The sequence below is a fragment of the Stenotrophomonas sp. a6 genome (assembly GCF_030913325.1).
GTDB classification, from domain to species: Bacteria; Pseudomonadota; Gammaproteobacteria; order Xanthomonadales; family Xanthomonadaceae; genus Stenotrophomonas; species Stenotrophomonas maltophilia.
Genome location: NZ_CP133161.1, coordinates 2,915,864 through 2,929,411 on the forward strand (window position 1 = coordinate 2,915,864; position 13,548 = coordinate 2,929,411).

A 13,548-nucleotide genomic window follows, 5' to 3' on the forward strand; every position below is an offset into this window, starting at 1 on the left:
GCACGTATCAGGCGCGCACAATACGCGCATGCCTGCTACCCCCACCGCTGGCGCTGCCGCCGCGAAGAAACCCAGCCTGCGCCAGCGCTTCAGGGCGATGCGCAACCTGCCGCCGTTCCTGCGCATGGTCTGGAAGACCAGTCCCGCGCTCACCCTGGCCAGCCTCGGGCTGCGCCTGATCCGCGCGCTGCTGCCGGTGGCGATGCTGTACGTCGGCAAGCTGATCATCGACAGCGCCCTGCACCTGAGCCAGCACGACGCGGGCTTCCCGCCGCTGGGCGAAGCGCTGTCCAGCGGCGTGCTGAATCCGCTGCTGGGCCTGCTGGCGCTGGAATTCGGCCTGGCCATCGCCTCGGACCTGCTCGGCCGGCTGGTCAGCTACGCCGATGCCCTGCTCTCCGAGCTGTTCGCCAACGTCACCAGCATCCGGCTGATGGAACACGCGGCGACGCTGGATCTGGAGGACTTCGAGGACCCGGACCTGCAGGACAAGCTGGACCGTGCGCGGCGCCAGACCATGGGCCGGATGAACCTGATGAGCCAGCTGTTCGGCCAGGTCCAGGACGCGATCACCGTGGCCAGCCTCGCCGTTGGCCTGCTGGTCTACGCACCGTGGCTGATCCTGCTGCTGGTGCTGGCACTGGTGCCGGCCTTCATCGGTGAATCGCACTTCAATGCGGCCGGTTACAGCCTCAACTTCCAGTGGACGCCCGAGCGCCGCCAGCTCGACTACCTGCGCCAGCTCGGTGCCAGCGTGGAAACGGCCAAGGAAGTGAAGATCTACAACCTGCACCGCTTCCTGGTGGAACGCTACCGGCGGCTGTCGGTGGCGCTGTTCCAGGCCAACCGTGCACTGGCCCGGCGCCGCGCGTTCTGGGGCACGCTGCTGGCTGCGCTGGGCACGCTGGGGTATTACACCGCCTACGCCTACATTGCCTGGCGCACGGTGCGCGGCGACTTTTCGATCGGCGACCTGACCTTCCTTGCCGGCAGCTTCCTGCGCCTGCGCCAGCTGCTGGAAGGCCTGCTGATCGGCTTCTCGCAGGTGGCCAGCCAGGCGCTGTACCTGGACGACCTGTTCTCGTTCTTCCAGATCGAGCCGGAAATCCATTCGCGCGAAGGTGCGGTGCGCGTGCCGCAGCCGATCCAGCAGGGTTTCGTGTTCGAGAACGTCGGTTTCCGCTATCCCGATGCCGAACAGTGGGCGGTGCGCCACCTCGATTTCCAGCTGCAGGCCGGCGAAGTGCTGGCCCTGGTCGGCGAGAACGGCGCGGGCAAGACCACGCTGGTGAAACTGCTGGCACGGCTGTACGAGCCGGACGAAGGCCGCATCCTGCTCGACGGCCGCGACCTGCGCGACTACGACCTGGACGACCTGCGCGCCAACCTCGGGGTGATCTTCCAGGACTTCGTGCGCTACAACCTCAGCGCCGGCGAGAACATCGGCGTCGGCCAGGTCGAGGCGATGGACGACCAGGCACGCATCGCCGATGCCGCGCGGCGAGGCATGGCCGAGGAAGTAATCGACGACCTGCCCGGCGGCTACGACCAGCTGATCGGGCGCCGCTTCAAGCAGGGCGTGGACCTGTCCGGTGGCCAGTGGCAGAAGATCGCCATTGCCCGCGCGTGGATGCGCAATGCGCAGGTGATGATCCTGGATGAGCCAACGGCAGCGCTGGACGCGCGCAGTGAGTTCGAAGTGTTCCAGCGGTTCAGGGAGCTGGCGGATAATCGTACGGCAGTGCTGATTTCCCACCGTTTCTCTTCGGTACGCATGGCCGATCGCATCCTGGTGCTGGCCGATGGCCGCATCGAGGCCAGCGGCACCCATGCGCAGCTGATGGCCCAGGGAGGACGGTACGCCGAGCTGTTCGAGCTGCAGGCGGCGGGTTACCGCTGAGAACGCCTCTCGTTCCGCCCAATGAGAACCCATCTCATTTGAGATAGAATCAACCCCGACGACTTTCGATAGATACGCCCATGTCCTCCGCTTTCGGCGCCGAAACGGTGCTTGAGGTCCGTCACTGGACCGATGCCTACTTCAGTTTCACCACTACCCGCGACAGCGGCTTCCGCTTCGAGAACGGCCAGTTCGTGATGATCGGCCTGGAAACCGAGGCACGGCCGCTGCTGCGCGCCTATTCCATCGCCAGCGCCAACTGGGAAGAGCACCTGGAGTTCTTCAGCATCAAGGTGCAGGACGGCCCGCTGACCTCGCGCCTGCAGCACATCAAGCCGGGCGACAAGGTGCTGGTCGGCAAGAAGCCCACCGGCACCCTGCTGATCAGCGACCTGCACCCGGGCAGGAACCTGTACCTGCTGGGCACGGGCACCGGCATGGCGCCGTGGCTGTCGGTCATCAAGGACCCGGAGACCTACGAGCGCTTCGAGAAGGTGATCCTCTGCCACGGCGTGCGCTACGAGAAGGATCTGGCCTACCGCGATTACTTCGAGAAGGAACTGCGTGAGCACGAGTTCCTGGGCGAGATGATCGGCGACAAGCTGCTGTACTACCCGGCCGTCACCCGCGAGCCGTTCGCCAACCAGGGCCGCCTGACCCAGCTGATGGAAAGCGGCCAGATGCAGCGCACCCTCGGCCTGCCGGAGCTGAGCCCGGAAAACGACCGCGCGATGATCTGCGGCAGCCCGCAGATGCTGGCTGATCTGCGCAGCGTGCTCGATGCCCGCGGCTTCCAGGTCTCGCCGCGCATCGGCCAGCCGGGTCACTACGTGTTCGAGCGCGCGTTCGTCGAGAAATGATGCTGTAACGGTAGTGCCGGCCGCTGGCCGGCTCTTCCTGGCACCACGGGGTTTCCGGCCAGCGACCGGCACTACCTCACAGCAGCGCTTCGATCGCGCTGCGCAGCTGTTCCGGCCTGGTGGTTGGCGCAAAGCGCGCAGCCACCCGCCCCTGGCGATCGACCAGGAACTTGCTGAAATTCCACTTGATGCGGGCGCTACCCAGCAGGCCGCGCTTCTCGCGTGACAGCCATGCCCACAACGGATCAGCCCCCTCGCCGTTGACCTCGATCTTCTCCGAAAGCGGGAAGCTGACCGGATAATCCAGCGAACAGAACTGGCGGATCTGCGCGGCGTCCCCCGGCTCCTGCGCGCCGAACTGGTTGCATGGGAAGCCGATCACCACCAGGCCACGCTCGCGATACTCCTGCCACAGCTGTTCCAGCCCGGTGTACTGCGGGGTGAAGCCACAGCGGCTGGCGACATTGACCAGCAACAGCGGGTGACCCCGGTACCCGGCGAGGGCCTGTGGCTGGCCGTCGAGGTCGCGGAAGCTGAAATCGTAGGCAGTCGTCATGGCGGTGAACCGTGGGCGGTGAATGCATGGTACCCGCGCCCGGCCGCGGCAACATGCCTTTTGACACAAGTGCGGGCGCCGCCGGCCGGGTTACCCTCGGGCCCTTGTTTGCCTTACCGGAGTTCCTGCCTTGACCACCCGCCTTGCCCTTGCCGTGGCCATGTCCCTCGGCCTTGCCCTGCCCGCCTTCTCGGCCGGCGCCGCCACCCCGGCCGCCAGCAGCACCGCCCAGCAGGCCAATCCGTTCTTCGCCGAAAGCCCGCTGCCGCTGCACTTCCCGCAGTTCGACAAGATCAAGGACAGCGACTTCGCCCCGGCCTTCGACGCCGGCATGGCGCAGCAGCTGAAGGAAGTGGAGGCCATCGCCAACAACAAGGCCAAGCCGACCTTCGACAACACCATCATCGCCCTGGAAAAGAGCGGTGACATCCTCGACCGCGCGACCACCGTGTTCTTCAGCCTGGTCGGTGCCGACACCAACGACACCCGCAAGAAGCTGCAGGCCGACTACTCGGCGAAGTTCGCCGCGCACAGCGATGCGATCGCGCTGAACGGCAAGCTGTTCGCCCGCATCCAGGCGCTGTATGACACCCGCAGCCAGCTGGGCCTGGACGCCGAAGGCGTGCGCCTGGTCGAGAAGTACTACGACAACTACGTGCGCGCAGGCGCCAAGCTGTCCGACGCCGACAAGGCCAAGCTGAAGGAGATGAACGCCGAGCTGGCCAACCTGGGTACCAAGTTCAGCCAGAACGTGCAGTCGGAGGTGAACGCTTCGGCGATCACCGTCGACGACGTCAAGGAACTGGACGGCCTGTCCAAGGAGCAGATCGCCGCCGCCGCCGAAGCCGCCAAGGCCCGCGGCCAGGACGGCAAGTACGTGATCACCCTGCTCAACACCACCGGCCAGCCGCCGCTGACCAACCTGGCCAACCGCGCCCTGCGCCAGAAGATCTACGAAGCATCGGTGAGCCGCGGCAGCCGCGGCGGTGAGTTCGACAACACCGCTCTGGTCTCGCGCATCATGCAGCTGCGCGCCGACAAGGCCAAGCTGATGGGCTTCCCGAACTTCGCCGCCTACAACCTGACCAACCAGACCGCCAAGACCCCCGAAGCGGTCAACGCGATGCTGGGCAAGCTGGCCCCGGCCGCGGTGGCCAACGCCAAGCGTGAAGCCGCCGACCTGCAGGCGATGATCGACCAGGAACAGAAGGCCGCTGGCAAGCCGACGTTCAAGCTGGAACCGTGGGACTGGGCCTTCTACAGCGAGAAGGTGCGCCAGGCCAAGTACAACTTCGACGAGTCGCAGCTGAAGCCGTACTTCGAAATGAAGAACGTGCTGGAGAACGGCGTGTTCTACGCCGCGGGCCAGGAATTCGGCCTGACCTTCAAGCAGCGCACCGACCTGCCGGTCTACCACGATGACGTCACCGTCTACGACGTGTTCGACGCCGACGGCAGCCAGCTGGCGATCTTCATCTTCGACCCGTATGCACGCGCCTCCAAGCGCGGTGGCGCGTGGATGAACTCCTACGTCTCGCAGTCCAAGCTGACCGGCTTCAAGCCGGTGGTCGCCAATCACCTGAACATTCCGAAGCCGCCGGCCGGCCAGCCGACCCTGCTGACCTGGGACGAGGTGAACACCACGTTCCACGAGTTCGGCCACGCCCTGCACGGCATGTTCTCCAACGTGAAGTACCCGTACTTCTCGGGCACCTCGGTGCCGCGTGACTTCGTCGAGTTCCCCTCGCAGGTCAACGAGATGTGGGCCGACAACCCGGTCATCCTGAAGAACTACGCCAAGCACTACCAGAATGGTTCGGCGATGCCGCAGGCACTGCTGGACAAGGTGCTGGCGGCAGCCAAGTTCAACCAGGGCTTCGCTACCACCGAGTACCTGGGTGCGGCCATGCTGGACCAGCGCTGGCACCAGATCGGCGCCGACCAGGTGCCGGCCGCCAAGGACGTGATGGCCTTCGAGCGCGCCGCGCTGGAGAAGGACGGCATCTACTACGCGCCGGTGCCGCCGCGCTACAAGACCCCGTACTTCAGCCACATCATGGGCGGCTATTCGGCCGGTTACTACGCCTACATCTGGTCGGAAGTGCTCGACGCCAACACCCAGAAGTGGTTCAAGGACAACGGCGGCCTGAGCCGCAAGAACGGCGACCACTTCCGCGCCACCCTGCTGTCCAAGGGCGGCAGCGTCGACGCGATGCAGCTGTTCCGCGATTTCGCCGGCCACGAGCCGCAGATCGAACCGCTGCTGGAAAAGCGTGGCCTGACCGGCGCCGGCAACTGATCGCCCGCGCAGTAGCCTGAAACGAAAAACCGCCCGGGAAACCGGGCGGTTTTTTTGTTGGGACATCCACGCATGGCGTGGATCTACTGGTGGGTGCCGACCGTTGGTCGGCACGATCCATTCGCGCCACGAACCCCGGCATCATCGATCCACACATGACGCACTCCAGTAGATCCGCGCCATGCGTGGATGCGCTTCCAGATCAGCGCCGAAACAGTCGCTCCCACCACCGTCGTTTCGGCGCACCGGGCGCGGCAGCGGCAGTCGATGCGATATCCGGGTGCGCTGCCACGAACTCCGCCAGCTGGGCCGCCGCGGCTTCCGCATAAAGGATCGCGCCATCCGGCGCGCAGTTCAGCAGATTGCTCAAGCTGGTCGATGCATTGAGATCCATCGGGTTCGGCTCGACCACCTCGCTGGCCTCCAGCAATCCGCATCCGCTGGCGATCGCTTCATCGACAACACGCCAGAAAACGACCAGGCGTCCATCGGAGAACAGCTCCTCCAGGCGCGCAGCAAGTGCGCTGTCCACTGCATAATCAGCGCGTAATTGCTTCAGCCGGGCATGCGTGATGAACACGCCACCACCATAGTTTTCACGTAGATGGTTGCCGGCGGCAGCATCCGCCCACTGCAACGGCACCAGTTGCCGCCAGTCCGCGAAATACCGGGCGACCACCGGATCGTCGATGAAAAACGAAAGGGCGCTCCCGCGGAGATAGTGATACCGCCGAAGGTGGCCGGCCACGATCGCCAGGTACAAAGCGTGCCCCTTCTCGAAAGGCACGTCGGCGCTGATCGAGCGAGCCTCGTCGATGCGTTCCTGCAACTGCTCCATGTAGAACGGCTCGATCCGGAACCGCTGTTGCAGCGCCTCGACCAGCGTCACGTCCTCCAGAGCACGGAAATAGATGTCACGGATCTCCGAATCCGCGACTGGATGGTAGGTGATGTCCCAACCCATGCTGCAACGCCTTCAGGAATGCGGTAACCCCGCCGACCCAACAGCGTAGCGTCGACGACGCCCACGCGCGGAGCTGACCGTGCAACACACGGATTTGGCGTCAGTAAGTATCGCATCCGGCCTGATCTACCCCTGCGCACCCTCAGCGTGGCGCCACGTACCCACCCGGTACGCCTTCCGGCGACAGCACCAGCTGCCACAGCTGCGCGTGCCGGCAGCGGAAGGTGGCCATCGATCCGGCCAGGTAGAACCGCCACATGCGGCGGAAATGCTCGTCGTAGCGCGCGTCCAGCTGCGGCCACGCCGCTTCCACGTTGCGTCGCCAAGCCTGCAGGGTGAGGTCGTAGTCGGTGCCGAAGTTGTGCCAGTCCTCCAGCACGAAGCGCCCTTCGAACGCCTTGCTGATCTGCACCGCCGACGGCAGCATTGAATTGGGGAAGATGTAGCGCGCGATCCACGGATCGGTGCGATGCCGCGAGATGTTGGTGCCGATGGTGTGCAGCAGCAGCAACCCGCGCGAAGACAGGCAGCGCCTGGCCACCTCGAAGAAACTGGCGTAGTTCTTGTCGCCGACATGCTCGAACATGCCGATCGAGAAGATCGCATCGAACGGCTCATCCAGTTCGCGATAGTCCTGCAGGCGGATCTCGATCGGCAGGCCGGCGCACAGTTCGCGTGCGAACCCGGCCTGTTCCTGCGAAATGGTCACGCCGACGCCGGTGACGCCGTAGCGCTCTGCTGCGAACTTCAGGGCTTCACCCCAGCCACAGCCGATGTCCAGCACACGCTGCCCGGGGCGCAGCCCCAGCTTGCGGCAGACCAGGTCCAGCTTGGCCTCCTGCGCGGCATCGAGATCACCGGCATTGCGCCAGTAGCCGCAGCTGTACACCAGGCGTTGGCCGAGCATGGCCTGGTAGAGGTCGTTGCCAAGATCGTAGTGGCGGCGGCCCACTTCGTAGCTGCCCTGCCCGACCTGCAGGTTGAACAGGCGCGCCTTCAGCGCATCGGCCACTTCGCGCCAACCGTGCACCCGTTCATCCAGGTGTGCCTGCATCAGGTGGACGAGGAATTCATCGAGGACGTTGGCATCCCACCAACCGTCCATGTAGCTCTCGCCGAGGCCAAGCGAGCCGTGCGCCATGACCCGCGCGAAAAAGCGCGGGTCATGCACCTGGATGTCCTGTGGCTGGGTGCCGCCGATGCGGACCCCGGCTTCCTGCAGCAGGCCGGCGACCCGCTCCTGCAACCCTGTATCCACGCCACCTCCTCGACTGCGGTCAACCGCGTGCGAACAGCTCCACGTAGTCCTTGGCCACGTGCGGCAACAGCACCGCCGCCGGTACGTCGGCGGTCTGGGTGCCGTCCGAGTATGGACCCACCTGGTACGGCGGGAAAACAAAGCGCAGCGCGGTGATCTGCCCCTTGTCGTTGGTCAGCGGCTGGAACTGGCTGAAATTGTCGGCCTGGGGGCCGGTACCGTCGGCGATCATGCGCGATGCGTTACGCAGCGATTCCTGCAGCTGGGCCGGGTCCATGTCCTCGCCACTGAGGCGGGTGGCCACGCGTTCGCGCAGCTGGTCGGCGACGAAATCACTGATCGCCTTCCAGCCCTTGGCATCGGCCACCAGCTTGTCGGCACTGAGCATCTGCTGCTGCGCCGGCAGCCACACGAAACGCGCCACCAGCGGCTCGCCGTGGGCGCCACCGGTATAGCGGCTGCCATCGGCACTGACCACCACCAGCTGCGGCGTTTCCAGCAGCTTCTCGAAGCTCAGCGACAGTTCGTAGGGCATGGTCGGCTTGTCATTGCCGAGCCCGTCCAGTGCCTGCTGCAGGTCGCTGCGTGCGCTGGTTGCGTAGTTCTGCAGCGCGCGCGCCAGGCCCGGGTAGCGATCGATGCCGGCCGGGTAGCTGATGCCCACCACTTCGCGCTCGTTGTTCTCGATCACGTCGCGCAGGTCCAGCGGCGCTTCCGTGGCCGGCGTTTCACCTGCGGCAGTGGCCTCGGCGGCGGGGGCCGCGTCGGTCGCCGGTGCCGGCTCGCTTTCACGCTGGCAACCGGCCAGCAACAGCACGCCCACCACGCCGGCCAGCACGCTGCCGTGCAATGGCCGGTTGTTTCCAATCTTCATCGGGATCCCCTGTTCATGTTTGTACATCATCGCCTGCCATGGCTGAAGCGTGGCCCGCTGGCATTCAGCCAGCGAGCAGGTCGTGGTACTCCTCGTGCCGCTGCAGGAAGGCTTCGGCGTAGGAACATGCCGGCACCACCTTGTACTTCTGCTCGCGGGCAAAGCGCAGTGCCACGCGTGTCAGCTCACCTGCGATGCCACGGCCGGCAATCGGCTCGGGTACCTCGGTGTGGGTGATGACCATGCGCCTGCGTTTGATCTGGTAATCGAGCACCGCCAGCTGTCCGCGCACACGGGCGGTGAAGCGATGGTTGGCCAGGTCGTGTTCGACCTCGTAGGCCAGACCGGGGGGCGTGACCGAAGCCATGGAACTGTCTCCTGCGGCGACTGCGTGGATGGTGCGCAGCCGGGCGCCATGATCGCGTGAAGCCTGAACAGGGGCAAGTCCAATCCATTCACGTCAGTTTTCGACCCTCAAGCTGGAGCGAGGACGGCCGCTATCGCCTGTGGAGGGGTACGGCCATGCTGGCACGGCCCTTGCGACCGTTGATCATGCGCACCACCGCGGAGGCTCCGATGCACCCCAGCGATTCCCATTCCGACACCGACCGCGCCCTGCTGGAGGGCCTGCTGCAGCTGGCGGTGGAAGGGCAGACCGAAGATCAGGATTTCCAGCGCATCGGCGAAGAGGTATTCGCCCGCCTGCTGGACACCTACGGCCAGCAGACCCGCGCCTGACCAGGAGCGGGTCCCTGCCCCCGGGGTCGGATCCAGTGGATCCGACCCCAGCCCCTCAACCGCCGCCGAGACGGAAGGTCGGGTTGGAAAGCTCGCGCAGGAAGTGGGTGAAGATGCTCGGCTGCATGGCCAGCATGAAGATCACACCGAACGCCGCGCCCGCCAGGTGGGCGCTGTGGTTGATGCGATCACCACCGCGCTTGTCCATCCAGATGCTGTAGCCCACGTAGAACGCGGCATAGACAATGGCCGGTGCCGGGATGAAGAACACCAGGATGATCGACCACGGCTTGATCAGGATGAAGGCGAACAACACCGCCGACACCGCTCCGGACGCGCCCAGGCTGAGGTAGTTCGGGTTCTTCTGGTTCTTCAGGTAGCTGGGCAGGATCGAGACCAGCAGCGCACCGATGTAGAACGCCGGGTAGGTCAGGTAGCTGCCGGTCAGCTGCACCATCACGCTCTCGATGAATCCCCCGAAGAAGAACAGGGTGATCATGTTGAAGATCAGGTGCGACCAGTCGGCGTGGATGAAGCCATAGGTCACCAGCCGGTCGTACTGGCGGTGACGGTCGATGGCCGGCGGCCACAGGATCAGGCGGTCGGCCAGCTTGCGGTTGTTGAACGCCATCCACGACAGGAGGGCGGTGATGGCGATCAACAGCAGATTGACGGGGGTCATGTCAGGCTCAGGCGCTACGGTAGTTGTCGACCATACGATAGCGTTTCGCGTACCAACCGAAGGCCAACGCCGCGACGAAGGCGAAACCGGCGAAGAAGAACATCAGGAATGCCGCCTCGCTCAGGCCCGTACTGGCGATCTTGTGGGTCACCGCATCGTTGCGCACAGCAGCGTTGGACAGCAGCACCCACAGGTTGCCGATGGTGGTGGTCAGGTTCCAGAAGCTCATCACCACGCCCTTCATCGCCTGCGGCGCCTGGCTGTAGGCGAACTCCAGGCCGGTGGCCGAGACCAGCACCTCACCGAAGGTCAGCAGCGCATACGGCAGCATCTGCCAGAAGATCGACATGGCATTGCCACCGTCCATCACCACCTGGATGCCGCCGACCACGATCCAGGCCAGGCCGCTGAAGGCGATGCCGGCGGTCATGCGGCGCAGCGCGGTCGGCTCGAAGCCGAAGCGGCGCAGGGCCGGGTACAGCACCAGGTTGTTGAACGGAATCAGGATCATCACCAGCAGCGGGTTCAGCGCCTGCATCTGCGAGGCGGTGAACCAGCTCGGCATCTGCATCTGCTGGCCCTGCAGGACCCAGGTCGAGGCCTTCTGGTCGAACAGCGAGAAGAACGGCGTGGTCAGCGCGAAGATCACCAGCACGCGCAGCACGGAGCGCACACCTTCCACGGCTTCGGTCGGGTGCAGGCCACGGGCGCGATCGAGCTGCAGCCAGGTGCCACCGCCAATACCGGCCAGGATCGACACCAGCGCCAGGCACAGGCAGATGACGATGCCCAGCGACCCAACCAGGCCGAACGAGGCCACTGCCAGCACCAGGCCGAGTACGGCGATCACCAGGCCCGGACGGCCCTGGCCGGCCACGCGCGTGGTCAGCGCGGTACGCACCACGTTGGCGAACGAATGCGGGTCCTTCGGCGGCAGCGGCACCAGCACGTAGCGCTTGCGGCCCAGCCAGAACACGAAGGTCGCGATGAACATCAGGATGCCCGGGATGCCGAACGCCCACTGCGGGCCCCAGTTCTTCAGCACCAGCGGGATCAGCAGCGAGGCGAACAGCGAGCCGAAGTTGATGATCCAGTAGAAGGCGTCGAAAACGATCTTGGCCAGGTGCTTGTTGCTCTGGTCGAACTGGTCGCCCATGAACGAGGCCACCAGCGGCTTGATGCCACCGGCACCCAGCGCGATCAGGCCCAGGCCGAGGAAGAAGCCCTCGCGGCTGTTCTCGAATAGCGCCAGGCACAGATGGCCGGCACAGTAGACCAGGCTGAACCAGAGAATGGTGTGGTACTTGCCGAAGAACCTGTCGGCCAGCCAGCCTCCGAGCAGCGGGAAGAAATACACGCCGATCATGAAGCTGTGCATGATGTCCTTGGCTTCACCGGCACGGCCTTCCGCAGTGATTTCCTGCAGCAGCAGCGAGGTGATCAGGAACTGCACCAGGATGTTGCGCATCCCGTAGAAACTGAACCGCTCGCAGGCCTCATTGCCGATGATGTACGGGATCTGGCGCGGCATCTTTCCCTGGCCGGCGATGGGGGCAACTGCGTCGTGGCTCATCCTGTAAGGCAATCCTGCAAAGCGAAAGGCGCAAGGTTACCGGAAGCGGGGCTTGCGAAGCACGCTGCAGGGCTGCATGACAACGGTGCCAATCCGTGGCAGGCAACGTCACTACATGCCGGAAGTCACGGCACCTGCACGACAAAAGCGTAAACTTATCGTTATGCGCCCCCTCGCCCACGCCCGTCTCCTGCTCAGCTGTCTCGTGCTGCTGCTGGCGTTGCAGGCACAGGCGCGGCCGCAGGCACCGGCCGCCGCCAGCGGTGAGGCCGAGCCCCGGCAGCTGACCGTGGCCGCGCTGGAATTGCCCAGCCGCGATGATGCGCAGTGGAAGCAGCGCCGCGAACAGGTGGCGCACCTGCTCACCGAGCTGCAGCCGGACGTGATCTCCGTACAGCAGGTGCTGCAGCAGCAGGGCCGCAATCCGGCCTGCTGGCTGGCCAGCCGGCTGCGCTACAGCTGCGACTTCGTTACCGCCGATCCGCCCAGCCAGCCGTTGCGGCACGGCAACGCGATGCTGACCCGGCTGCCGGTCAGCGAGGATGGCGTGACCCTGCTGCACCCACCCGGCACCTTCAGCGCCGCCGGCATGATGCGGCTGAAGCTGGGCCAGGCGCTGGTAAACATCTATGTGGCACGGCTGCGCCCGGACCCGGACGAGGCCACTGCCCGCCAGCACCAGACCAGCGACCTGATGACCTGGATCGGCGCCACCGCCGAGGGCATGCCCAGCCTGATCGCCGGTGATTTCTCGGCAACCACCGTCGAGCTCGTGCGCAGTACCCCGGGGTTCCAGCCGGCCCGGCGCAATCCGGGTGGCCGCCCCGAGCCGCCGGCGGCCAGCGGCGGTGGCGCCAGTGGTCATGGCCTGGACGTGCTGTTCCAGGTCAAGCACTTCGGCGGCATCCGCCAGCAGCCGATCCTGCTGCCGGCCGACGGCGACCTGCCGGGCCTGCGTCTGGGCGTAATGGCCACCCTGCGCCTGCAGGGCGATGCGGCCACGGCCGAATAGGTAGTGCCGGCCGCTGGCCGGCATTCCAGGGCTGCCGGCCAGCGGCCGGCACTACCAATGCGGAAAACAAAAAGGCCGGGGTTTCCCCCGGCCTTTTCTGTTCATCCTGTTACCACGATCAGGCAATCGCTTCCTGGTAACGGCGCTCGACTTCGTTCCAGTCGATGACGTTGAAGAACGCGCCGATGTATTCCGGGCGGCGGTTCTGGTACTTCAGGTAGTACGCGTGTTCCCACACGTCCAGGCCGAGGATGGGGGTGTTGCCTTCCATCAGCGGGCTGTCCTGGTTGCCGGTGCTCTCGACCACCACCTTCTTGTCCGGAGTCACGCTCAGCCAGGCCCAGCCGCTGCCGAAACGGGTCAGCGCTGCCTTGGTGAAGGCGTCCTTGAACTTGTCGAAGCCGCCCAGGTCCTTGTCGATGGCCTTGGCCACGTCGCCCACCGGGTTACCGCCCGCGTTCGGTGCCATCACGGTCCAGAACAGCGAGTGGTTGGCATGGCCGCCACCGTTGTTGCGCACCGGACCCTGCAGGTTCTCCGGCAGCGACTTGAGCTTCTTCACCAGTTCTTCGACCGGCAGGTCAGCGTACTCGGTGCCTTCCAGCGCCGCGTTGACGTTGTTGATGTAGGTCTGGTGATGCTTGGTGTGATGGATTTCCATCGTCGCCGCATCGATATGCGGTTCCAGCGCGTCGTAGGCGTAGGACAGCTTGGGCAGGGTATAGGCCATGATGCATCTCCTGATTGCGAGGGCACCCGACGGTGTCGGGCGTTGCGCGGTGAATGATGGGGACAGACCGCCAGATTACCAAGGGGGATGTAAAGGAAATTG

13 protein-coding genes are annotated in these 13,548 nt (G+C 65.2%); 5 read left to right on the plus strand and 8 right to left on the minus strand.

Features of this window, described 5'->3' with window-relative positions:
* Positions 1–28: 28 nt before the first annotated feature.
* Positions 29–1,900 (plus strand): ABC transporter ATP-binding protein, encoded by a 1,872-nt coding sequence (locus tag Q9Q79_RS13490; RefSeq protein WP_099596842.1) that lies wholly within the window; start codon positions 29–31, stop codon positions 1,898–1,900.
* Between the two features lie 80 nt (positions 1,901–1,980).
* Positions 1,981–2,760: a ferredoxin--NADP reductase gene (locus Q9Q79_RS13495; RefSeq protein ID WP_005410300.1), complete on the plus strand. Its 780-nt coding sequence runs from the start codon at positions 1,981–1,983 to the stop codon at positions 2,758–2,760.
* A 76-nt stretch (positions 2,761–2,836) separates the two neighbouring features.
* On the opposite strand, the gene Q9Q79_RS13500 is transcribed toward Q9Q79_RS13495, so the two are convergent.
* Positions 2,837–3,316 carry a glutathione peroxidase gene (locus Q9Q79_RS13500; protein ID WP_005413962.1) on the minus strand — a complete coding sequence of 160 codons (480 nt, stop codon included), beginning with the start codon at positions 3,314–3,316 and terminating at the stop codon, positions 2,837–2,839.
* Positions 3,317–3,446: 130 nt separating this feature from the next.
* Between Q9Q79_RS13500 and Q9Q79_RS13505 the strand changes: the two genes are divergently transcribed.
* On the plus strand, positions 3,447–5,615 hold the full coding sequence (locus tag Q9Q79_RS13505; RefSeq protein WP_005413963.1) for a M3 family metallopeptidase: 2,169 nt from the start codon (positions 3,447–3,449) through the stop codon (positions 5,613–5,615).
* A gap of 202 nt (positions 5,616–5,817) precedes the next feature.
* Here Q9Q79_RS13505 and Q9Q79_RS13510 read toward each other — a convergent pair whose 3' ends face one another.
* From Q9Q79_RS13510 to Q9Q79_RS13525, 4 genes are all read right to left on the minus strand, one after another.
* Positions 5,818–6,579, minus strand: a complete 762-nt coding sequence (locus Q9Q79_RS13510; RefSeq protein WP_012480798.1) for a hypothetical protein — start codon at positions 6,577–6,579, stop codon at positions 5,818–5,820.
* Positions 6,580–6,721: 142 nt separating this feature from the next.
* Positions 6,722–7,837, minus strand: coding sequence for a cyclopropane fatty acyl phospholipid synthase (cfa, locus tag Q9Q79_RS13515; protein ID WP_012480799.1), 1,116 nt, complete (start codon positions 7,835–7,837; stop codon positions 6,722–6,724).
* Positions 7,838–7,856: 19 nt separating this feature from the next.
* Positions 7,857–8,738, minus strand: coding sequence for a DUF3298 and DUF4163 domain-containing protein (locus Q9Q79_RS13520; RefSeq protein ID WP_005410304.1), 882 nt, complete (start codon positions 8,736–8,738; stop codon positions 7,857–7,859).
* A 37-nt stretch (positions 8,739–8,775) separates the two neighbouring features.
* Positions 8,776–9,078 (minus strand): GNAT family N-acetyltransferase, encoded by a 303-nt coding sequence (locus Q9Q79_RS13525; protein ID WP_005410305.1) that lies wholly within the window; start codon positions 9,076–9,078, stop codon positions 8,776–8,778.
* 209 nt (positions 9,079–9,287) lie between these two features.
* Here Q9Q79_RS13525 and Q9Q79_RS13530 point away from each other — a divergent pair, with 209 nt between their 5' ends.
* Positions 9,288–9,449 (plus strand): hypothetical protein, encoded by a 162-nt coding sequence (locus tag Q9Q79_RS13530; RefSeq protein WP_005413966.1) that lies wholly within the window; start codon positions 9,288–9,290, stop codon positions 9,447–9,449.
* A gap of 55 nt (positions 9,450–9,504) precedes the next feature.
* On the opposite strand, the gene Q9Q79_RS13535 is transcribed toward Q9Q79_RS13530, so the two are convergent.
* Together Q9Q79_RS13535 and Q9Q79_RS13540 are read right to left on the minus strand one after the other, a co-directional pair.
* Positions 9,505–10,131, minus strand: a complete 627-nt coding sequence (locus Q9Q79_RS13535) for a rhomboid family intramembrane serine protease (RefSeq protein WP_005410307.1) — start codon at positions 10,129–10,131, stop codon at positions 9,505–9,507.
* A gap of 7 nt (positions 10,132–10,138) precedes the next feature.
* Positions 10,139–11,704, minus strand: coding sequence for an oligopeptide:H+ symporter (locus Q9Q79_RS13540; protein ID WP_024956638.1), 1,566 nt, complete (start codon positions 11,702–11,704; stop codon positions 10,139–10,141).
* A 163-nt stretch (positions 11,705–11,867) separates the two neighbouring features.
* Here Q9Q79_RS13540 and Q9Q79_RS13545 point away from each other — a divergent pair, with 163 nt between their 5' ends.
* Complete coding sequence (locus Q9Q79_RS13545) at positions 11,868–12,716, plus strand: endonuclease/exonuclease/phosphatase family protein (protein ID WP_043034725.1); 849 nt, start codon at positions 11,868–11,870, stop codon at positions 12,714–12,716.
* 118 nt (positions 12,717–12,834) lie between these two features.
* On the opposite strand, the gene Q9Q79_RS13550 is transcribed toward Q9Q79_RS13545, so the two are convergent.
* A complete protein-coding gene (locus tag Q9Q79_RS13550; RefSeq protein WP_005410310.1) occupies positions 12,835–13,446 on the minus strand; it encodes a superoxide dismutase in 612 nt (203 codons plus the stop codon).
* Between the last annotated feature and the right edge of the window lie 102 nt (positions 13,447–13,548).